The sequence below is a fragment of the Nocardia sp. NRRL WC-3656 genome (assembly GCF_000720265.1).
Lineage (GTDB): Bacteria > Actinomycetota > Actinomycetes > Mycobacteriales > Mycobacteriaceae > Nocardia > Nocardia nova.
The window spans coordinates 1-20,812 of the sequence record NZ_JOJF01000032.1 but is presented as its reverse complement, the minus strand read 5'-3'; the positions used below and the strand labels follow the sequence as shown (position 1 = coordinate 20,812).

Annotated in this window: 23 protein-coding genes and 1 pseudogene; 20 read left to right on the top strand and 4 right to left on the bottom strand. The window is 66.9% G+C overall.

Features of this window, described 5'->3' with window-relative positions; all coding sequences use genetic code 11:
- Positions 1–259 precede the first annotated feature (259 nt).
- Both IG65_RS0129230 and IG65_RS0129225 read left to right on the top strand, forming a co-directional pair.
- Complete coding sequence (locus IG65_RS0129230; protein ID WP_030518170.1) at positions 260–892, top strand: transglycosylase SLT domain-containing protein; 633 nt, start codon at positions 260–262, stop codon at positions 890–892.
- A 104-nt stretch (positions 893–996) separates the two neighbouring features.
- Positions 997–2,145: a cystathionine gamma-synthase gene (locus IG65_RS0129225; protein ID WP_030518169.1), complete on the top strand. Its 1,149-nt coding sequence runs from the start codon at positions 997–999 to the stop codon at positions 2,143–2,145.
- Positions 2,146–2,321: 176 nt separating this feature from the next.
- Here the strand turns inward: IG65_RS0129225 and greA are convergent, their stop codons facing one another.
- Together greA and IG65_RS0129215 are read right to left on the bottom strand one after the other, a co-directional pair.
- Positions 2,322–2,816, bottom strand: coding sequence for a transcription elongation factor GreA (gene greA / locus IG65_RS0129220; RefSeq protein WP_030518168.1), 495 nt, complete (start codon positions 2,814–2,816; stop codon positions 2,322–2,324).
- 274 nt (positions 2,817–3,090) lie between these two features.
- Entirely contained in the window at positions 3,091–3,588 is a 498-nt protein-coding gene (locus IG65_RS0129215) for a DUF4307 domain-containing protein (RefSeq protein ID WP_030518167.1), read from the bottom strand.
- 184 nt (positions 3,589–3,772) lie between these two features.
- Between IG65_RS0129215 and mca the strand changes: the two genes are divergently transcribed.
- The 4 genes from mca to IG65_RS0129195 all read left to right on the top strand — a co-directional run bounded on the left by mca (position 3,773) and on the right by IG65_RS0129195 (position 11,883).
- On the top strand, positions 3,773–4,705 hold the full coding sequence (gene mca / locus IG65_RS0129210; protein WP_051757154.1) for a mycothiol conjugate amidase Mca: 933 nt from the start codon (positions 3,773–3,775) through the stop codon (positions 4,703–4,705).
- A gap of 5 nt (positions 4,706–4,710) precedes the next feature.
- Positions 4,711–5,085, top strand: coding sequence for a hypothetical protein (locus IG65_RS36240; protein ID WP_197039974.1), 375 nt, complete (start codon positions 4,711–4,713; stop codon positions 5,083–5,085).
- Between the two features lie 324 nt (positions 5,086–5,409).
- Positions 5,410–10,863: a carboxyl transferase domain-containing protein gene (locus IG65_RS0129200; protein WP_030518164.1), complete on the top strand. Its 5,454-nt coding sequence runs from the start codon at positions 5,410–5,412 to the stop codon at positions 10,861–10,863.
- A 108-nt stretch (positions 10,864–10,971) separates the two neighbouring features.
- On the top strand, positions 10,972–11,883 hold the full coding sequence (locus IG65_RS0129195; RefSeq protein ID WP_030518163.1) for an alpha/beta hydrolase family protein: 912 nt from the start codon (positions 10,972–10,974) through the stop codon (positions 11,881–11,883).
- A gap of 8 nt (positions 11,884–11,891) precedes the next feature.
- Here IG65_RS0129195 and IG65_RS0129190 read toward each other — a convergent pair.
- Positions 11,892–12,371, bottom strand: a pseudogene (locus tag IG65_RS0129190) (serine hydrolase); the annotation flags it as partial.
- Positions 12,372–12,818: 447 nt separating this feature from the next.
- Here IG65_RS0129190 and IG65_RS36560 point away from each other — a divergent pair.
- The 12 genes from IG65_RS36560 (at position 12,819) to IG65_RS38085 (ending at position 18,992) form a co-directional block, all read left to right on the top strand.
- Positions 12,819–13,151 (top strand): hypothetical protein, encoded by a 333-nt coding sequence (locus IG65_RS36560; protein WP_197039970.1) that lies wholly within the window; start codon positions 12,819–12,821, stop codon positions 13,149–13,151.
- 171 nt (positions 13,152–13,322) lie between these two features.
- The gene (locus IG65_RS0129180; protein WP_030518160.1) at positions 13,323–13,958 is read left to right on the top strand and encodes a hypothetical protein; all 636 of its coding nucleotides are present in this window, start codon (positions 13,323–13,325) and stop codon (positions 13,956–13,958) included.
- A gap of 5 nt (positions 13,959–13,963) precedes the next feature.
- A complete protein-coding gene (locus IG65_RS0129175) occupies positions 13,964–15,040 on the top strand; it encodes an SRPBCC family protein (protein WP_051757146.1) in 1,077 nt (358 codons plus the stop codon).
- Entirely contained in the window at positions 15,037–15,450 is a 414-nt protein-coding gene (gvpJ, locus tag IG65_RS0129170; RefSeq protein ID WP_030518158.1) for a gas vesicle protein GvpJ, read from the top strand. Before IG65_RS0129175 ends, gvpJ begins: the two co-directional genes overlap by 4 nt.
- On the top strand, positions 15,450–16,211 hold the full coding sequence (locus IG65_RS0129165; RefSeq protein ID WP_051757144.1) for a GvpL/GvpF family gas vesicle protein: 762 nt from the start codon (positions 15,450–15,452) through the stop codon (positions 16,209–16,211). Before gvpJ ends, IG65_RS0129165 begins: the two co-directional genes overlap by 1 nt.
- Before the next feature lie 3 nt (positions 16,212–16,214).
- Entirely contained in the window at positions 16,215–16,442 is a 228-nt protein-coding gene (locus tag IG65_RS0129160) for a gas vesicle protein GvpG (protein ID WP_030518156.1), read from the top strand.
- A gap of 28 nt (positions 16,443–16,470) precedes the next feature.
- Positions 16,471–16,788, top strand: coding sequence for a gas vesicle protein (locus IG65_RS0129155; protein WP_030518155.1), 318 nt, complete (start codon positions 16,471–16,473; stop codon positions 16,786–16,788).
- A 2-nt stretch (positions 16,789–16,790) separates the two neighbouring features.
- Positions 16,791–17,189, top strand: coding sequence for a gas vesicle protein (locus IG65_RS0129150; protein WP_030518154.1), 399 nt, complete (start codon positions 16,791–16,793; stop codon positions 17,187–17,189).
- Entirely contained in the window at positions 17,186–17,974 is a 789-nt protein-coding gene (locus IG65_RS0129145; RefSeq protein ID WP_030518153.1) for a GvpL/GvpF family gas vesicle protein, read from the top strand. Before IG65_RS0129150 ends, IG65_RS0129145 begins: the two co-directional genes overlap by 4 nt.
- The gene (locus IG65_RS0129140; RefSeq protein ID WP_369801607.1) at positions 17,971–18,228 is read left to right on the top strand and encodes a gas vesicle protein; all 258 of its coding nucleotides are present in this window, start codon (positions 17,971–17,973) and stop codon (positions 18,226–18,228) included. The genes IG65_RS0129145 and IG65_RS0129140 overlap by 4 nt, the downstream gene beginning before the upstream one ends.
- Positions 18,221–18,517, top strand: a complete 297-nt coding sequence (locus tag IG65_RS0129135) for a gas vesicle protein K (protein WP_030518151.1) — start codon at positions 18,221–18,223, stop codon at positions 18,515–18,517. The genes IG65_RS0129140 and IG65_RS0129135 overlap by 8 nt, the downstream gene beginning before the upstream one ends.
- Positions 18,518–18,842: 325 nt before the next feature.
- A complete protein-coding gene (locus IG65_RS38085; protein WP_156055833.1) occupies positions 18,843–18,992 on the top strand; it encodes a hypothetical protein in 150 nt (49 codons plus the stop codon).
- 75 nt (positions 18,993–19,067) lie between these two features.
- On the opposite strand, the gene IG65_RS0129130 is transcribed toward IG65_RS38085, so the two are convergent.
- Positions 19,068–20,276, bottom strand: a complete 1,209-nt coding sequence (locus IG65_RS0129130) for a helix-turn-helix transcriptional regulator (protein WP_156055832.1) — start codon at positions 20,274–20,276, stop codon at positions 19,068–19,070.
- 150 nt (positions 20,277–20,426) lie between these two features.
- Here IG65_RS0129130 and IG65_RS38710 point away from each other — a divergent pair, with 150 nt between their 5' ends.
- Together IG65_RS38710 and IG65_RS39400 are read left to right on the top strand one after the other, a co-directional pair.
- On the top strand, positions 20,427–20,597 hold the full coding sequence (locus IG65_RS38710) for a hypothetical protein (protein ID WP_197039969.1): 171 nt from the start codon (positions 20,427–20,429) through the stop codon (positions 20,595–20,597).
- Positions 20,594–20,812 (top strand): hypothetical protein (locus tag IG65_RS39400; protein WP_036526042.1); only part of this gene is annotated, 219 nt, incomplete at its 3' end. The genes IG65_RS38710 and IG65_RS39400, both read left to right, overlap by 4 nt.

Below are 20,812 nucleotides of genomic sequence, written 5' to 3'. Positions count from 1 at the left end.
CCAGGTCAGCGCTATATAGCAAGTCGCAATCGATGCGAAACGCGAGTAGGCGCACCGTCTGTTCATTTTTAGTTCAGTTTACGTTTACCTACCGCAACCATCCTGTGACCTCGTTGGTTGTCAGACGCGAGTCTGAGTCAGTAGCCGGATCGTCATCCGAAAAAAGCATGCAGCACGCGAGGTGAGTCCCACAGGGGCCCGCCCTGGTCCAGTGCTGCCTGCCGCAGGCCACCGAGGCCGACACACAGTAGGGAAGAACATGTCGAAGACCACGACAAGCAGTAGAGCCAAGGCGGTCGCGCGTACCGCCGGATCAGCCACCCTGGCCCTCGCCGCTTTCGCCGCCATCACCTCCGCCGGTGGCCACAAGACCGACGATGTGAAGCCGGCCGCGTTGGCATCCACGCTGGTCGCCGCCGCCGAGAAGACCCAGCCCACCGCTGCCGCCGAGCCCATCGCCGCTGCCGCCCCGGCGCCGGCCGCTCCCGCCGCCGCCATCCCGGCCCCGATGCCGGCTCCCGCGCCGGCTCCCGCGGCGCTCCCGCCGCCGCCCCCGCCGGCGCCGGTCTACCCGGACAACCTGGACGGCTGGATCCACAACGCTCTCGACATCATGGCCGCGCACGGCATCCCGGGCAGCTACAACGGCATCTACCGCAACATCATGCGGGAGTCCTCGGGTAACACCCAGGCCATCAACCTGTACGACTCCAACGCCGCCATGGGCATCCCGTCCAAGGGTCTGCTGCAGGTCATCGACCCGACCTTCGCGGCCTACCACGTCGACGGCACCTCCTGGGACATCTGGGATCCGGTCGCCAACATCGTGGCCGCCTGCAACTACGCAGCGCATCGCTACGGCTCGATGGACAACGTCAACTCGGCGTACTGAGCCGAGGCGACCGCTCCCGAGCGGGCATGACCCCGCTCACATCGATCCCCGGCCGGGGGTTCCCGCCTCGAGCGCCGCGACGGCACGGATCTAGGCTGGTCGGCATGACCGACGATCAGCTGGGGTTCTCCACACGAGCCGTGCATGCCGGGTTCGATCCCGACCCGCAGACCGGTGCGGTGAACGTGCCGATCTACGCGAGCTCGACCTTCGCCCAGGACGGCGTGGGCGGGCTGCGTGGCGGCTACGAGTACGCCCGCACCGGTAACCCCACCCGCGCCGCGCTGGAAGCGAATCTGGCCGCACTGGAATCCGGGAGTTACGGGCGGGCATTCTCCTCGGGGATGGCGGCCACCGACTGTGTGCTGCGGGCGACGCTGCGCCCGGGTGATCACCTGGTGATCCCGAACGACGCCTACGGCGGGACGTTCCGGCTCATCGACAAGGTGTTCACGCAGTGGGGTATCGAATACTCCGTGGCCCCGGTGTCGGATCCGGACGCGGTCGCCGACGCGTTGCGTCCCAACACCAAACTGGTGTGGCTGGAGACGCCGACCAACCCGCTGCTCAACGTCGGCGATATCTCGGCACTGGCCGACGTCGCGCACGGCGGCGGCGCGAAACTGGTGGTGGACAACACCTTCGCCTCGCCGTATCTGCAGCAGCCGCTGCTGCTCGGCGCGGACATCGTGCTGCATTCGACCACCAAATATCTGGGCGGTCATTCCGATGTGGTCGGCGGTGCGCTGATCACGAACGACGCCGAACTCGACGCCGCCTTCGCCTTCCTGCAGAACGGCGCCGGCGCGGTTCCGGGTCCCACCGACGCCTTCCTCACCATGCGCGGCATCAAAACCCTTGCGCTGCGGATGGATCGGCATTGCGACAACGCGGAGACCCTCGCCGGATTCCTCGCCGAGCACTCGGCCATCTCACAGGTGATCTACCCCGGCCTGCCCGAACATCCCGGAAATCCGGTGGCGCAGAAGCAGATGCGCCGCTTCGGCGGCATGATCTCGGTGCGGCTGCGCGGCGGTAAGCAGGCCGCGCACGACTTCTGCGCTCGGACCAAGATCTTCACCCTCGCCGAATCGCTCGGTGGAGTGGAATCGCTGATCGAACACCCCGGTGCGATGACTCACGCCTCGACCGAGGGCTCCGAACTGGAGGTGCCCGCGGATCTGGTGCGACTGTCGGTCGGTATCGAGGACATCAGCGATCTGCTCGCCGATGTGGAGCGCGCGCTGGGCTGACGCAGGGAAACGACGAACGGCCGCACCGGAATCGGTGCGGCCGTTCGTATGGGTAGAGCTATATAAGGTATCCGGCCGGGCTGCTGCCGACCCGGCCGAATCTGCCGAGGAGCGCGCGCAGCGCAGCCGCGGTGGTATCACCGCCGCTGCTCGCGTCCATCGACGACACCTTCCCGTCAGCTGTGGTACGGCTCCGCGCTGACCAGGGTCACCTTCATCATGTTGCCGTTGGGCAGGCGGTACTCGCGCGTCTCGCCGACCTTCGCGTCGATCAGGGCGCCGCCGAGTGGGGAACTCGGCGAGTAGGTCTCCAGGTCCGACCGGCCCAGGCCCTCTTCGCGGGTCGCGATCAGGAAGGTCTCGGTATCGGTCTCGTCGCCGTCGTAGTAGACCTTGACCACCGAACCCGGAAGCGCCACACCGGATTTGGTCGGCGCGACGCCGACCTTGGCATTGTTCAGCAGCTCCTGCAGCTGACGGATGCGGGCCTCCTGCTGACCCTGCTCCTCGCGCGCGGCGTGGTAGCCGCCGTTCTCCTTCAGGTCGCCTTCTTCGCGGCGTTCGTTGATCTCGGCCGCGATGACCGGACGGTTGGCAATGAGCGCGTCGAGTTCGCTCTTGAGCCTCTCATGCGACTCCGGTGTGAGCCAGGTCACTTGCGTCTCAGTCATCTCGATCACTCCCTAGTAGTTGTTCCCGGCGTGCCGGGGTCCGTGATACCCGTCGCGCATGCGCGAGCACGTGTCCGCGCACAGCAACAGTCGACGGCTAGAGCGATCCGGGGGATGTTCCTCGAACCCCGACGGTGCGCGGGCATTGTGTGCCCGGGAACCGGCAGCGCTGGCCGTCAATGCAGCAAACACGGCTCCGAGCGTTCGGAACCGTGTTCGCGCCATTCTAGCACGAATTGGATATGTGCAGGTAGAAGGCTTGAATGTGGGGGTGTCAGCCGGCCTTCAGGTAGGCCGGTACCTGATCGCTGCACCCGTAGATATTGCCGTTGGCGGGCCGGGCGGTGGTCCGCACCGTGGTGGTGAGTTCGACGGTTCCGCTGTCCGAGCCGGGGATCAGCACCTCGCGGCGGCCGATCTCGCTGCCCTCGGTGTCCATGCCCCGTACCAGGCACACCACCGGCTGCTCCGGATGCTTGCGGGTCAGCTTGAAGTGCACGGTCAGCGTGGAATCGTCGACGACGTCGTAGCCGAGTTGGTCGGGCTCGATATCCTTGGGACCGTACTGCCGATAACCCACATAGGCGACGATCAGCCCGAGTATCACCACCACGATGCCGAGTGCGATCGGAACCCAGCGGCGGTTGCGCACGGGACCGGTTCCGTAACGATTCGACACCCGATCGTTGCCCGCTCCCGTCGCCCCGGTCGCGGCGTCGGCGGTGCGCCCGTCCGGATCGGTCCGGTCGGACTGCGGTGCCGCCTCGCTCATGATGTGGTTGCTCCCGTGGTCGATCAGGGGGTAGGTCGGAACAAAAGACCGTCGGATGGAACTATAGGGAATGCAGTTCGGACACCCGCGTGCCGCTCGGGCACGGCGGACGGCTATGAGGTGAAACGGTGAGCAACGAGGTGAACGAGAAGTGAGCGGCAGCTTCGATCGGCCGCTGCGCCTCATGGCGGTGCACGCCCACCCCGACGACGAGTCGAGCAAGGGCGCCGCCACCACCGCGAAATATGCCGCGGAGGGTGACGACGTGTTGGTCGTGAGCCTGACCGGGGGTGAGCGCGGCTCCATCCTCAATCCGGCGATGGATGTGCCGGGCATTCTCGATCGCATCGACGATGTCCGCCGCGAGGAGATGGCGGCCGCCGCGAAGGCGCTGGGCGTGCAGCACCGCTGGCTGGGATTCGTGGATTCCGGTCTGCCCGAAGGAGATCCGCTGCCGCCGCTGCCCGAGGGCAGTTTCGCGCTGGTGCCGCTCGAGGAGGCCACCGAGGCCCTGGTGCGGGTGGTGCGCGAGTTCAGGCCGCACGTGATGACCACCTACGACGAGAACGGTGGCTATCCGCATCCGGACCACATCATGTGCCACAAGGTGTCGATGGCGGCCTTCGAGGCGGCCGGCGACCCCGAGCGCTTCCCCGACGCGGGCGAACCGTGGACGCCGCTGAAGCTCTACTACAACCACGGTTTCAGCCTGCAGCGGCTGGAGACCTTCGCCGACGAGTACGACCGGATCGGTGAGCCGTTCCCGATGCGCGACTGGATGGAACGCATCCGCAAGGCCGCCCAGGAACACGGCGATGTGATGTCGCGGGTGACCACGCAGATCGACTGCGGCAAGTACTTCCCGCAGCGTGACGAGGCCCTGCGCGCGCACGCCACACAGATCGACCCCAACGGCATGTTCTTCGCGATCCCGCTGGAGATGCAGCAGCGGTTGTGGCCGACCGAGGAATTCGAACTGGCCAGGACCCGGGTGCGCACCGCGATTCCGGAGAACGACCTGTTCGCCGGAATCCGGGACGCCGACGATGCGGAGGCAGATGGCATGGTCGCCGACGATATGGTCGCCGACCGAGCGGTCGAGGGCACGGTTCGATGATGTCGATGTTGTACGCGCACACCGCGCTGCTGGCCCAGAACACCACCACGAACCCGACCGGTCCGGAATTCGGCAAGGCTTCGCCGCTGGGTCTGGTGATCATCCTCGTGTTGCTGGCCGGCACGGTGCTGTTGATCCGCTCGATGAACAAGCACATCAAGAAGCTGCCCGCCGACTTCTCCCGCGAACATCCGGAACCGGACCAGGAAGCCGACGAGGGCACCGAACACGGTGTCGCCGACGAAGATGACGATGCGGCAGGCGGCGATGCGGCAGGCGGCGATCGGGCGGAGCAGCCGCGCGACGGCGCCGCCAACGGATCCGGCCGCGGCGATTCGGGTCCGTCCACCCCTCCGCCGGCCTCCGGTAAGGCCTCCTGAGATCCGCTGATTCGCCGCGCCGTCGCCGACTCGCCCCCCAATCGCAATCCGACGCCGGCCACGGCCGCGGGCGGCGACGTCGATTGATGCTCTGATCTGCTTCGATGTTGCCCGGGTCATACGACCCGGCGCTCGCTCACGCATGTCTCGATACCGCGCTTCGGCGGGAATCGGCCGGACGACTCCTATGGGATCCCACACGATACGTGCGGGTAACCCTGCACGGCGTACACATTCGTGGAATAAAGGTGCACACTACGCGGAGCCGCGATACCTCGAATTCTGCCCATGCACCGGGCCTACGCTGTGGAAAGGAGTCGGCGAGTGTTCAGCCGCATCGCCATCGTGAACCGGGGTGAGGCCGCAATGCGCCTCATCCACGCCGTCCGAGATTTGGCCGCGGCGACCGCGCGACAGATCGAAACCGTCGCTCTGTACACCGATGTCGACCGGAACGCGACGTTCGTGCGCGAGGCCGATATCGCCTACGACCTCGGTCCGGCTTCCGCCCGCCCCTACCTGGATCTGAAGGCGCTGGAGAAGGCGCTGGTGGCGACCAAGGCCGACGCCGCCTGGGTCGGCTGGGGTTTCGTCGCCGAGGATCCCGCTTTCGCGGAACTGTGCGAGCACATCGGTATCACGTTCATCGGTCCGAGCCCGGACGCCATGCGCAAACTCGGCGACAAGATCGGCGCGAAGCTGATCGCCGAAGAGGTCGGGGTGCCGGTGGCGCCCTGGAGCCGCGGTGCGGTCGAGACGCTGGACGCCGCCATCGCGGCCGCCAAGGACATCGGCTATCCGCTGATGTTGAAGGCCACCGCCGGTGGTGGTGGTCGCGGTATCCGTGTCATCACCAACGAAGCCGAACTGGTCGACGCCTATGAGCGCACCAGCCAGGAAGCGGCCCGCGCCTTCGGCAGCGGTGTCGTCTTCCTGGAGCGGCTGGTCACCGGCGCTCGCCACGTCGAGGTTCAGGTGATCGCCGACGGTCAGGGCACCGCGTGGGCGCTGGGCGTGCGTGACTGCTCGGTGCAGCGGCGCAATCAGAAGGTCATCGAGGAGTCCGCCTCGCCGGTGCTGCGGCCCGAACAGGTCGCCGATCTCAAGGCCTCGGCCGAGCGGCTCGCGGTGGCGGTCGGTTACCGCGGCGCGGCGACCGTCGAATTCCTCTACCACCCCGGCGACGAGCTGTTCGCCTTCCTGGAGGTCAACACCCGCCTGCAGGTCGAGCACCCGATCACCGAGTACACCACCGGGTTCGACCTGGTCCGGGCGCAGTTGCACGTGGCCTCCGGCGGACGGCTCGAGGGTGAGCCGCCGGCCGAACGCGGGCACGCCATCGAGGCCCGCCTCAACGCCGAGGACCCCGACCGCGACTTCGCCCCGGCGCCGGGCCGCATCGCCCTGCTGGATCTGCCGGCCGGCCCGGGTATCCGCGTCGACACCGGTGTCAGTGAGGGCGACACCATCCCCGCCGACTTCGACTCGATGATCGCCAAGATCATCGCCTACGGCCGCGATCGCGAAGAGGCCCTGGGCCGGCTGCGCCGCGCGGTCGGCGAGACCCGCGTGATCATCGAGGGCGGCGCGACCAACAAGAGCTTCGTCCTGGATCTGCTCGACCAGCCCGAGGTCATCGACGCCAGCGCCGACACCGGCTGGATCGACCGGGTGCGCGGCGAGGGCCGATTGGTGGCCCAGCGGCACACCGCGGTCGCCTTGGCCGCCGCCGCCATCGACGCCTACGAGGAAGAGGAGCGGGCCGAGCGGCATCGGCTGCTGTCCACCGCCGCCGGTGGCCGCCCGCAGGTGCAGCACGAGAGCGGCCGCCCGCTGGATCTGAAGCTGCGTGGCGCGAGCTACCGCCTGCGGGTCGCGCGAGTCGGCGCGCACCGATTCCGGATCGGCATCGAGGCGGCCGGCGAGATCGCCACCGCGGACGTCGATCTCGAGCGTTTCGACCGCCACACCGGTCAGATCGTGGTCAACGGCACCCGGTATCGGCTGGTCACCGGCACGCACGGCCCCACCCACGTGGTGGATGTCGACGGCGTGACGCATCGGGTGAGCCGTGACGAAGGCGGTGTCGTGCGCTCGCCCGCGCCCGCGCTGGTCGTCGCCAAGCCGCTCGAGGTCGGCGACGAGGTCGAGGCGGGCGCGCCCGTGCTGGTCCTCGAGTCGATGAAGATGGAGACCGTGCTGCGGTCGCCGTTCAAGGCGCGCCTCAAGGAGTGCAGCGTCTCGGTCGGCTCACAGGTCGAGGCGGGCGCGCCGCTGCTGCGGCTGGAACCGATCGCCGACGACGATCAGGCCGACGAGGCCGCCGCGGTCGAGTCGGTCGAACTGGACCTGCCCACCGCACCCACCGAGGTGCTGGCCCACGAGCGCACCGTGCGCGGCCAGGAGGATCTGCGCGGGCTGCTGCTCGGTTTCGACGTCGACCCGCACGACGGCGGCCGTGTGCTGACGGACTACCTGGCCGCGCGCCGCGCGGCGATCGCGGACAACCGCCGCCCGCTCGCCGAGGAACTGGAACTGATCGGGGTCTTCACCGATCTCGCCGAGCTGAGTCAGTTCTGGGGTGAGGACGCCGGCCACGGCCACGTCCACAGCGCCCGCGAATATTTCCACACCTATCTGCAGAGTCTCGACGTCGAGCGGGCCGGACTGCCGGAGTCCTACCGGGCCAAGCTGTCGAAGGCGCTCGCGCACTACGGCGTCACCGACCTGGAGCGCACCCCGGAACTCGAGGCCGCGGTATTCCGGATCTTCCTCGCCCAGCAGCGCCCGTCCGACACGGTCACCGTCGTCACCACGCTGCTGCGCGAATGGCTGGGCGAGCCGGTGCCGGATCGGGTGCTGCAGGAACCGGTGGGCCTGGCGCTGGAGCGGCTGGTGGCCGCGACCCAGGTGCGCTTCCCGGTGATCGCCGACATCACCCGCGGTGTGGTCTACGCCTGGTACGGCCAGCCGCTGCTGCGCCGCAACCGCGCCCGCGTCTACACCACGGTCCGCAAGCATCTGAGCCATCTGGACGCACATCCGGACGCCGCCGACCGCGCCGATCGCATCGCCGAGATGGTGCGCAGCACCGAACCGCTGGTTCGGCTGCTGGCCCAGCGGCTGGTGCGGGGCAACCCCGACAACACCGTCATGCTCGAGGTGCTGACCCGGCGGTACTACGGCAACAAGGGCCTGACCGACGTCCGCACCCAGGAGGTGGACGGCTGCACCTTCGTGGTCGCCGAACGCCGCGGTGTGAATCTGGTCTCCGCGGCGGTCAGTTTCGACTCGCTCGACACGGTGCTCAGCGGGCTCACCGAACTGGCCGCCGGCGCCGCCTCCATCGAGGCCGACATCTACCTCGGCTGGGAGAACCAGCCGGAGGACTTCGACGCGATGGCCGCCGCCTTGCAGGAGGTGCTCGGCGCCCGGTCGCTGCCCAACCAGGTGAATCGGATCACGGCCACCGTCGCAGGCAGCAACGGCGCGGTGATGCACCACCACTTCACCTTCCGCCCGTCGGCGACCGGTCTGGCCGAGGAGCGGTTGATCCGCGGTCTGCACCCCTATATCGCCGAGCGGATGCAGATGCGCCGCCTGCGCAAATTCGATCTCACCCGGCTGCCGTCCTCCGACGAGGAGGTCTACCTGTTCCGTGGTGTCGCGAAGGAGAACCCCGCCGACGAGCGGTTGATCGCCTTCGCGCAGGTGCGCGACCTGACCGCGCTGCGTGACCACGAGGGCCGCCTGCTGTCGCTGCCGACCGCCGAGAGCACGGTCGCCACCTGTGTCGATTCGATCCGCCGGGCGCAGTCGCGGCGGCCGTCGGCCAAGCGCTTCCACACCAACCGGATCGTGCTCTACATCTGGCCGCCGCTGGATGTGACCCGCGCCGAGTTGGACACCATCGTCGGTCGCGTCGAACCGGCCACCGCGGGCGCCGGGCTGGAGGAGATCCTGCTCATCGCCCGCCAGCCCGACGCGCAGACCGGTGAGCTCGTCAAGCTCGTCGTGCGCATCCGCTTCGATGCCACCGGCAGCACCGAGGTCACCGTCGGCGAGCGCACCGACGATCCGGTCGAACCGCTCGACGAGTACCGCCAGAAGGTGCTGCGGGCAGCCAGCCGCGGCACCGTGTACCCGTACGAATTGACCGGTCTGCTCGGCACTTTCACCGAATACGACCTCGACGCCGAGCACACCCTCGTCCCCGTCGACCGGCCCAGGGGCCGCAACACCGCGGCGATGGTCGCCGGTGTGGTGAACACGCCGACCGACCGGCATCCGCAGGGCATCACGCGGGTGGTGCTGCTCGGCGATCCGACCAAGTCGCTGGGCGCGCTCTCGGAGCCGGAGTGCCGCCGGGTGATCGCGGCGCTGGATCTGGCCGAGCAGATGCAGGTGCCGCTCGAGTGGTACGCGCTGTCCTCCGGCGCCCGGATCTCGATGAAGTCCGGTACGGAGAACATGGACTGGGTGGCGGCGGCGCTCAAGCGCATCGTCGAATTCACCCAGGACGGCGGCGAGATCAACATCGTGGTCTCCGGCATCAACGTCGGCGCGCAGCCGTACTGGAACGCCGAGGCGACGATGCTCATGCACACCAAGGGCATCCTCGTGATGACCCCGGATTCGGCGATGGTGCTGACCGGTAAGCAGGCGCTGGACTTCTCCGGCGGTGTGTCGGCCGAGGACAACTTCGGCATCGGCGGCTACGACCGCGTGATGGGCCCCAACGGTCAGGCGCAGTACTGGGCGCCGAATCTGGCCGGAGCTCGCGATGTGCTGATGTCGCACTACGACCACACCTACATCGCTCCCGGTGAGCAGGGTCCGCGCCGCGCGCAGACCACCGACCCGATCGATCGCGACGTGTGCACGTTCCCGCACAACGTGCCGGACAGCGATTTCACGACCGTCGGCGAGATCTTCTCCGCGACCACGAACCCGGATCGCAAGAAGCCCTTCGATATTCGCACCGTGATGCGGGCGTTGGCCGATCAGGACCACGCCGTGCTGGAGCGCTGGGCGGGTATGGCCGATGCGGAGACCACAGTCGTCCAGGACGCGCATGTGGGTGGTATCCCGGTCTGCCTGCTGGGCATCGAATCGCGGGGTGTGCCGCGGCGTGGCTTCCCGTCCACGGACGGACCCGACACCTACACCGCGGGCACGCTGTTCCCGCGGTCGTCGAAGAAGGCGGCTCGCGCGATCAACGCGGCCAGCGGCAACCGCCCGCTGGTGGTCCTGGCGAATCTGTCCGGCTTCGACGGATCGCCGGAGTCGATGCGCAAGCTGCAGCTCGAATACGGTGCCGAAATCGGGCGCGCGATCGTGAACTTCCGCGGGCCCATCGTGTTCTGCGTGATCTCGCGCTACCACGGCGGTGCGTTCGTGGTGTTCTCGAAGGCGCTGAACCCGAATATGACCGTGCTCGCGCTGGAGGGTTCGTTCGCCTCGGTGCTCGGTGGCGCACCGGCCGCGGCCGTGGTGTTCGCCGGTGACGTCAACACCCGCACCGCGTCGGATTCGCGGGTGCGTGAACTGGAGTCGCGGGTCGCGAACGCGTCGGGTACCGAGCGCGCGGAGCTGTCCGCCGAACTCGACGAGGTCCGTTCGCAGGTGCGCGCGGAGAAGCTGGGCGAGGTCGCCGCCGAGTTCGACCGGGTGCACAACATCCACCGCGCCGTCGAGGTCGGTTCGGTCGACGCGGTGATCAGCGCTCGCGAGCTGCGGCCGCGCATCATCGAGGCGATCGAGGCGCGTCTCGGCTGATTTCCTGCCCGTGACCGGCCGTCCGCGGCCGGTCACGGGTTCGGCCGCGTTGCGATGATCATGGCGGGGTAGTCCCTTGTCGTGACGGTAATCACGCGACTTCTCGTAATGGTGTGTGCGGTCGTTGCCGGGGGTACTTTCGCGGCGGGTCCGGCCGCGGCGGACCCGGCGGCGAATGTGGTGGGCGAGCATCCGCTGGGTCCGGCGGCGGTCGAGATGGACGTCTATTCGCCATCGATGGACCGGGTGATCACGAACCGGGTGATCCGCGCGGCCGGTGGTGGACCGGCGCCCACGCTCTATCTGCTCACCGGCATCGGCGGCGGTGTGGACAACATCTCCTGGTGGGACGACACCGATGTGCGCGCGTTCTTCGCCGACAAGCATGTCAATGTGGTGATGCCGATCGGCGGGCCCAACAGCATGTACACCGATTGGATCGCCGACGACCCGATGATGGGCCGCAATCGCTGGCAGACCTACCTCACCCAGGAACTGCCCGACGTGGTCGACGCCCAGCTGGGGACCACGGGCCGCAATGCGATCGCCGGGGTGTCGATGAGCGGGGCGTCGGCGGTGGACCTCGCGATCCAGGCGCCGGAACGCTTCGCCGCGGTGGCCTCCTACAGCGGGTGCCCGTGGTCGAACGATCCGGCAGGAATCGCGATGGTGAGTGCCCAGGTCGTGCGGGGCGGCGGTAATCCGGGCAATATGTGGGGCCTGCCGGGAACCGGGGCGTGGCCCGTACACGATGCGTTCGTGCGAGCCGGCGCCCTGGCGGGCAAGGCCATCTATCTGTCGGCGGCGTCCGGCATCCCGGGTGGTATCGACCGGGGACTGCCCTTCCCACCGGTGGAGGCCGTCGCGAGTGCGTGTACCGGCGCTTTCGCCGGTCGGCTCGGACAGCTCGGCATTCCGGCGGTGTTCGTGGACCGGCCCGAGGGCTCCCACACCTGGGGACTGTTCGAGGCGGACCTCCACGATTCCTGGCCCGTACTGGCCGGTGATATCGGCGCCTGAGCTCGTTGTCAACGGTTCCCAACAGTGGGAACGAACGCCGCCGAGATCAGCCCGTTCACACGAGCACCATATCGTTGCCGCCACCCGTGACCCGGGGTGAAGGAGTAGACCAGGCGGCGACCGAGGTCTCGGGTGGTGAACATTCCGTCCGTGTAACCGTAGGTGCTGCCGGTCTTCCCCCAGAGGCGCCCGGAGAACAGGGCTACCAGGAACCGGTCGAGATCGCCCGCCGTGGAGATCATGCCGCCGGCGCCGGGGTTCTGCTCGGTGATATCCACGAGCCGGCTGTTTCCCTCGGGGTCCGGGACCGCTACATAGCCGTGTGGGTGCGGGCCGGGAATCGTCGTATCGGTCTGCGGGGCAGTGGTATCGGGTGGACGCAGCGGTAGCACTATCCGATCGGTGATTTCCTGCTGATACCGGTGGCCGGTCACCTTCTCGATGATCATCGCGGCGACGTAACAGCCTGTCGCGCCGTAAACCTGTGCGCCGCCGGGACTGTCGAAGGAGGCTCAGGGGGAGTGCCGATGCTTTCGTGCGAGTCGGTCATTCCGGAAAGACTGTCGCACTGATCATCTCGCGACGATCCGGAAACACCCTCGAGTTGCGCAGGGTCGAACCCTGATGCCCCGGGGGTGTCGACCCTGGGATCGGACGCGGGTGGTCGTGACATCCGGCGATCGGACTGCTCGCCGAAAACCGAACGGCGCGAAGAATTCTCAGACCGCTGCGGGCCGGAACCGCCGGTGGCAGATCTCGCAATCACAATCGAAATAGCCGAGTCCGGCATTGCCGTGGGCGCCACGTCGTTCGGCTTCTTCCAGATCCGCGAACCAAGGCCGCCGCCGCATCGGTACCGGTCGAATCTGCGCGCTGTCGTTCATGGCGACGGAGTACCCATTTCGGACAGTGCGTACGGTCACGGTTTCGGCGCGATGGGTGTGGTGATACTGGAGGGGATGGCGAGCAGAGATCCCGAGGCGAACCGGGAAGCGCGGACGCCCATGGCGGACGCCGGGTGGTCGTCGGCCGACCGCGCGGCGTACCGGAGGTTCGTGCGCGCTCGGCATCCGGACGTCGGCGGAGATCCGGTCGCGTTCCGGGAGGGGCTGGCCCGCTATGCGGCCGCGCGCCGGGCCGGAACTCCCGCGTCCGACGTCGTCCCGGACAGATTCGACGGGCCGGTGCGATTCGTCGCCACCCCGCGCGGATGGCGGCGGGCGGTGCGAGTCCTGCGTCCACGGCGGCGCACCCGGCGACTGCAGTGATCGTTATGCCGGAAGTCCCTCCGGCTAATGGACTACAGGGGCGATAGCTGGGTATACGCTGATGTAAGGCCATTCTGTGACGTGGCTCACTCCAAACATCGGGGTGTCATCGCTCGGCCGATCCCGCGGCAATGCAGCCGTGCCGGCACGCGAGCAAACAAGGAGAGGGCCATGAAGGGTGGCACAAGTATCGCGATAGGGGTGGGCATCGGCTACGTACTGGGTCGCACCCGCAAGATGCGCTTCGCGCTGGGCGTGGCGGGGGCCATGATGGCGAAGCGTTCGTCGGACATTCCCGGGGAGTTGCTGGAGCGGGGGACCTCGCTGCTCAAATCGTCGGCGGACCTGACGCAGCTCACCGATACCGTTCGCGACGAATTGGTGGGCGCGGCCCGATCCGCCGCGGTGACCGCCGCGAGCAACCAGCTGGACTCACTCAACACCCGGCTGCAGCAGGGCTCGTCTCTGTTGTCGGGCGAGTCCCTGTTGTCGGGCAAGGGCCGCGAAGCACCGGAAGCGGAGTCGGGAGACGAGGGCGAGGAGGAGCCCGTCCGGAAGGCGGCCGCGGCATCCTCCGACGAGGATCTCGAGGAAGTCGATTCCGGCCAGGAGGAGGAAGGCCAGGAGGAGGAAGAAGACCGGGAGCCGCCCGCCCCGCGGGCGCGCAAGTCCGCGGCCCCCCGCGCGCGGAAGACGACTTCTCGGACTTCCACTCGCAAATCCGCGGAACGCAAACCCGTAGCGGTCAGCCGACGCCGTAGCAGCACCGATTCCGACGAACCGCCCGTGCGACGCACGAGGAGGTGAGAGCGATGGCGAAAACGGCTCAGCCCACCAGCCCGCTCCAGCAATCGGTACAGAGCCTCGCGGGGACGCTGGCCGAACGCGCGGTGGAAGGGCTGTCGAACCGGGTCTCGAAGACTGCCGGCCGGTTGAACGACTATGCGGGTGGCGAGGGAAATCTACTCGCGGCCGTGACCGGCGTCGACAAGCTGGCCGGCGGCGCCTCCCCACTGCAGGCCCTCATGAGCGGAGGTATGAGCAAACTCAAGCACTCGGCCGGGGAGAAGTTCGAATCGATCAAGAATGCGCTGACCGGTGGTGGCAAAGGCGGCGGCGGGAAGAAGCTCAAGCTGACCAATATCGTCGAGGAGATCGACGTCGGCGTGCCGATCGATCTGGCCTACGACCAGTGGACCCAATTCGCGGACTTCCCGAAGTTCACGAAGAAGCTCGAGCAGGTCGAGCAGGTCTCCGATGAGAAACTCAGCTGGACCGGCAAGGTGTTCTGGTCGAGGCGAACCTGGGAGTCCACGATCATCGAACAGATTCCGTTCGAGCGAATCATCTGGCGTTCCAAGGGCGCCAAGGGCTATATCGACGGTGCCGTCGGCTTCTACGAGCTCACCCCGAACCTCACCCGCATCCTGGTGGTGCTCGAGTACCACCCGCAGGGAGTGTTCGAGAAGACCGCCAATATGTGGCGCGCCGCCGGGCGCCGATGCCGGTTGGAGCTCAAGCACTTTCAGCGTCATGTCATGACCGACGCGGTCCTGCACAGCGACGACATCGTCGGCTGGCACGGCGAGATCCGCGACGGCGAGGTCGTGGAAGACGACGAGACGGCGCGACAGCGCGAAGAGGAAGAAAACGCCGCCGAGGAAGACCACGAAGAGGACAACGCCGACGAGGACAACGCCGACGAGGAAGCTGTCGACGAAGAACCGGATGAGGAAGAAGAAGACGAGGAGGACGAGGAAGACGAGCAGGACCGGGATCGGAGCGATCGGGACGAGGAGGAAGAACCGGAGCCGCCTCGCCGCCGAACGGCCGCCCGCAAGAGCTCGGTCACTCGCCGGCCACGTGTGAGCGGAGGAGCAAGAAGATGACGATCGAACCCGCGGGAGGCGGGGGCGGAGGTGGAGCCGGCACGATGGCTCGGCCGAATTCGTCCAGCCTGGCCGATGTAATCGACACCATCCTCGACAAGGGCCTGGTCATCGACGCGTTCGCCCGGGTGTCGCTGGTGGGCATCGAATTGGTGACCATCGACGCGCGCGTCGTGGTCGCCAGTGTCGACACATATCTGCGGTTCGCCGAAGCGGTGAACCGGCTCGAGATATCGACCAGTGAGCCGAAGGGGCTGACCGACATCGTCGGCGAGGTCACCGAGGGTGCGGCCGAGCACAAGACGAAGGGCGCACTCGACGCGGCCGGCAAGAAGGTCGCCGACTTCCTCGGCGATGTGCAGGAAAAGCGGCAGACGGTGCACCGGCCCTCCAAGCGGGAGGAGCGGTGATGGCTGCCGATGCAACCGCCGTATACGTCTACGGCATCGTGCCCGCCGACGTCGAGCCGCAGCCACACGCCACCGGAGTCGGCGATCCACCGGGTGAAGTAACGGTCGTGCGGCACGGCGACATCGCCGCGCTGGTCAGTCCGCTCTCCTCCGATCGGCCCCTGGGCACACCCCAGGACCTCACCGCCCACGAGAAACTTCTCGACGGGTCCGCGGCGGTGGCCCCAGTGCTGCCGCTGCGGTTCGGCGCGGTCATGACCGACACCGATGCGGTGGAAAATGAACTGCTCGAGGCGAACGAAGACGAATTCCACGCGGCCCTGGTGGAACTCGAGGGGCGGGTGCAGTTCGTTATCAGAGGACGTTACGTCGAGAATGCGATCTTGCGCGAACTGCTCGACGAGAATGCCGACGCCGCCCGCCTCCGAGACGAGATCCGTGGGAAATCGGAGGATGCGACCCGCAACGAGCGAATCATGCTGGGCGAGATGATCAATCAGGCCATCGAGACGAAGCGAGCCGAGGACACCCGCAAAGTGGCTTCCGAACTCGAGAAACTCGAGGCGATGGTGAACCTGCGCGACCCCACCCACGAAGAGGATGCCGTGCACCTCGCCGCACTGATCGAAACGGCCCGCCAGGACGAGCTGGAGGAGTTGTTGCGCCGGCTCATGTCGGACTGGGACGGCCGGGTGGAGTTGAGTCTGCTCGGGCCGATGGCGGCCTACGACTTCGTGACGAAGCGCGCACCGGAGGGGTGAGGCATGGGTTTGATCTCATCGATACTTCTGCTTCCCGCCGCGCCGGTTCGTGGCGTGATCTGGCTGAGTGAATTGATCCAGGAGCAGGTCGAACAGCAAATGCACGATCCCGTGAGGTTGCGGCGCGAGCTCGAGGACATCGACCGTGCCGCAGCCGCCGGCGAGCTGTCCGCGGAGGAGGCCGCGCAAGCGCAACAAGAGATCCTGAATCGGATGACCGGTCCGAAGTAGGTCCGACCGACCGGAAGAAGTGACTCCCGTGGCCCGCGACACCATCTCCGACGATGCCCAGGCATCGGACGAACAACCGCCACTCACCGCCGCGCAGGCCGCGGGGGTGGCGGTCGAATGCCTCGCGGAATTGACGTCGCACCCCCTCCAGGGCGTCACGAGCGTGGAGCCGACCGACGACGGGTGGCTGGTGGAGATCGAGGTGCTCGAGGATCGCCGTATCCCCTCCTCGGCGGACATCATGGCGCTCTATCAGGTGGAGATCGATTTCGACGAGAACCTGCTGGCCTATCGCAGAACCAAGCGCTACATCCGCGGCAGCACCGACATCGGCACGAGGGGATAGCGATGACCGTGGTCGGAGGCGAATCGTACGCGCCGCAGCCCTACGGGGGCGGGGGTGGGGGCGGGCACCACTCCACCAATCTCGCCGACATCCTGGAGCGAGTCCTCGACAAGGGCTTGGTGATCGCGGGCGATATCCAGGTGAATCTTCTCGACATCGAACTGCTCACCATCAAGTTGCGGTTGGTGGTCGCGTCCCTCGAGACGGCCAAGGCGGTGGGCATCGACTGGTGGGAGACCGATCCCTGGCTCAGCAGTAAGGCTCATACGCTGGAAAAGCAGGACAGCGACCTGGAAATCGAGAACCGGGAATTGCGCGAGCGGATCGCCCAATTGGAGGCGGCGAACGAACGCCGGCAGCCTATCGAGCGTGGACGCGAGTCGAGGAAAGAGCGATCGTGACGGATCGTTGCCTGGTCTGGCTGTACGCGGTGGCGCCCCACAGCGACGAGAAGGCGGAAACCGCCGCGCCGACCGGAGTCGCGGGGGAGCCGGTGCGGACGATCGTTTCCGGCGATCTCACCGCGATCGTCGGCTCGGTGCCGCTGGACGTGTTCGGCGAGGAGCCGCTGCGCCGGAACTTCGAGGATCTGGACTGGCTCGAGGCGATCGCGCGGGCACACGACGCGGTCGTCTCGGCCGTGGTGCGCCGCGGCCCGGCCGTACCGTTGCGGCTGGCCACCGTCTTTCGCGACGACGAGCGGGTGCGCGAGCTGCTCGACGAACGACGAGCGGATTTCGCCGCGGCGCTGGAATTGGTGAGCGGGCGCACCGAGTGGGGAGTGCGCGCCTACGGCGACCGTTCCGTCCTCACCGCCGCCGTGGCCGAGGCCAAGGCCGAAGCCGGCACCATGACGCCGGGCGCAGCGTATCTCGCCCGGCGGCGCGCGCAATTGTCCGCGCAGGAGACGGTCGAACGCGACGCGGCCGAGCGGGCGGCGCAGGTGCACGAGCGGTTGCTGCGCCGGGCCGCGGCCGGACGATGTCAGCCACTGACCGATCCGGCGGTGAGCGGCCGCCGGGACTGGATGGTGCTCAACGGCACCTACCTCGTCGACGACGACCGGACCGAGGACTTCACGGCGACCGTGAACGCGCTCGGCGCCGAATTTCCCGGTATCCGGCTCGAACTCACCGGCCCGTGGCCACCGTATTCGTTCGCCGGCGTACAACGTGAGCCGACATGACGCGGGCCGATATGACGCGGGCCGGCACCACATCGCCCGATCGCGGCGTCGACGCCGAGCGGCGCATCGCGCTGGTGGACCTCTTGGACCGGGTGCTGGCCGGCGGTGTGATCATCACCGGCGACATCAAACTGGCCATCGCCGATGTGGATCTGGTGCAGATCTCGCTACGCGCCCTCATCTCCTCGATCAGCACCCTGTTCCCGCCGGCCATATCCGCGACGCCCGCCGGGCACGAATCCGGCGATGACTGAATTCGGCGGTATCCCACCGCGAATCGACACCGATCCGGAATCGGTGGAGCGCGGACTGGTCACCCTCGTGCTCACCCTGGTGGAGTTGCTGCGTCAGCTCATGGAGCGGCAGGCGCTGCGCCGCGTGGACGCCGGCGACCTCACCGACACCCAGGTCGAACGCATCGGCACCACGCTGATGCTGCTCGAACAACGCATGGCGGAACTGCGCGAACACTTCGGCCTCACCCCGGAAGACCTCAACATCGACCTCGGTCCCCTCGGGCCATTACTGCCCCCGCCGGAGTGACCGGGTCGCCCTCCGCCACTTGCTGCCGCGTCGAGCATGCGCGATAATTGCGATCGATGATCTGTAAAGTGTTGGAGGGCAATTGGTCTGATATAGCACAATCTCGTTCACTGTTTCTTGTGTGATGCAGCCTGTGGGGGACTTCGCATTGGATACAGTGCCGGAGAGTGAAAACGCGAGCGTAACGCTCGGCAGCGTAATCGCTGCGCTCTGCTGCTCGAGTCGGCAGAGTCCGGGTCGGGGCTGAGGCCCGGGTCGACATATCTGCCTGCGAATTGATTGGTGCGTATTCGCGGTCTCTCGTGCACTTCTTCAGGAGTTCTACATGTTTGATATCGCCCTGCTCGGGTCGGGTTGCTTCGTCTGCTATCTGGCGCTGTGTACCGTCGTGGTGCTCCGCACCGGCGACACTTCTGGTTTGCGTGATGTCGCTCTCGCGGTTCAGTGCTTGCGACGGATGCGACAATTGAGCTGATGACGCAGGGCGGGGCGATGTATTCGAATCGCTCAATGCTCGCCTCGCCCTACAGCTTTCGATAGCGTTCATGCCTCATGCGGCGTGCACGTACGCGCTCAATACCTCGCGTTCCTCCGCCGCCGCCTGTGAATCCGGGAAGTGTTGTGCCAGAATCTCATCCAGTTGGTTGAGCCGCTTTCGTACCCACGAAAAATGATGTTCGATCGGCTGTTCGAGGACCGGCGCTACCGCGGCCAAGCTGGCGTCGAGGTCGCCCAGCCGGGCGCTGGACATGGCGAGATAAATCGTTGTCAGCATCTCATCACCGGGTGAACGCTGATTTTTCCACGCGCGCAGGGCTTCTTCCGATGCTTTCACCGAACGCTTCAAGGTCTTGGCATCATCGGCCCACATGAGTGAAAACCCGTGATAGTAAATCTGTTTCGCGGGTGTGAAGGTGAACAGACCTGGTATCTCATCGTTGTTGGCTCCGTGATCGCGCGCCCGGTCGGCTTGTACGAGCAATTCTGCGGCCCCCTCTGAATTGCCGAGGTTGGCTACCGATGCTGCCAAGCTGCACAACAGCCGTGGCTCACTGGTGCCGGTCGATGCGCTGACGTAGCGCAAACCGTCCTCCGCAGCGTCGCGGGCCAACTCGAAATCACGCGTGAAGCGGTGTGCGAGCGCCTGGGTTCCCCGCGCCCACGCACGGAGTTGGTCGTGGTTGGCTCGCTCACCGAGCTGGAAGGCCGCTTCGGCGTGCAACTTCGCATGGGAGTGCTGCCCGAGGTCGAGGGTGAGATATGCCAGCACACCGCACACGCGCCCGAGCGCTACGTAGAGGTCGCGAATCGTGTTCGGGTTGTACGCGCCCACTCGCAGCCGCCGCGTCAACTCTGCCCGGAGTGCAAGGGCACGATCGAGGGTGCGGTCATAGGACTCCAAGCGCGCCTGTGTAGCGATGTCCACGATGCGCTGGCCGATGTCATCGAGTGAGACTCCGTCCGGCGCCGCCAGCAGCGCCTCCGACCCGCGCCGAGCATCCTCGAGCATCCGCATGGTGTCGGCCGCTCGGGATCGTTCGATCTGGTCCGCGTCCCAAGCCGTGACCACCTCGCCGTCTGCAACGAGCGCCAGGTCTGCCTGTTCCGCCCACGCTCGATTGCCGGGCCAGCGCCGGCCTGCCTCGATGGAAGCGATCCACGAATGATCGCAGAACAGCGCCGCGGCCAGCTCGCGTTGGGTCTGTCTCCGCATAAGGCGGTAGCGGCGCACCATCCGTCCGACTCGGTTCGCGGTCATATGTGGCAATCGTGCACTGGTCATCTCATCCCCGCTGGTGACAGATCACGGATGCGCGCTTTGTCACCACGGTATCGCTACCACGAGCTGCTTGCGACTGGTGATCTGAGCTGGACGGTTTCAAGGACCAGGGGAGTAGGGGAGTCAGCAATGTACGGGGTGATGAATCACGATCGTGTGCCGGTGATGACGGTCGGCTACGCGCACATCATCATGCAGGTGCATATCGACTGTGCGCTGTGTGTCTGCCCGGTCAAGCAGCAGGCGAAGCAGCGTCTCATCGAAGCGAAGCATCTTGTCCCGGATAGCACGCGGCAATGACGGCTGAGGGGTGGGGACTCGTTGCGGCAGTCGGTATTCCGATCGCCGTAATTGTGCTCGCGGTGGTCTGGCCCGAGCGGGTCGCCAAAGACATTGCGCGGGACAACTCGGTGCAGGGAATGGTCAAGTCCAATTGCGTGGTGTATCGGGGTGATTGCCGCGTGATCCTGGTCGGTCAGGCGGTCAGTGCTGGGGTGTCCTCCTGTTCGCTGGGG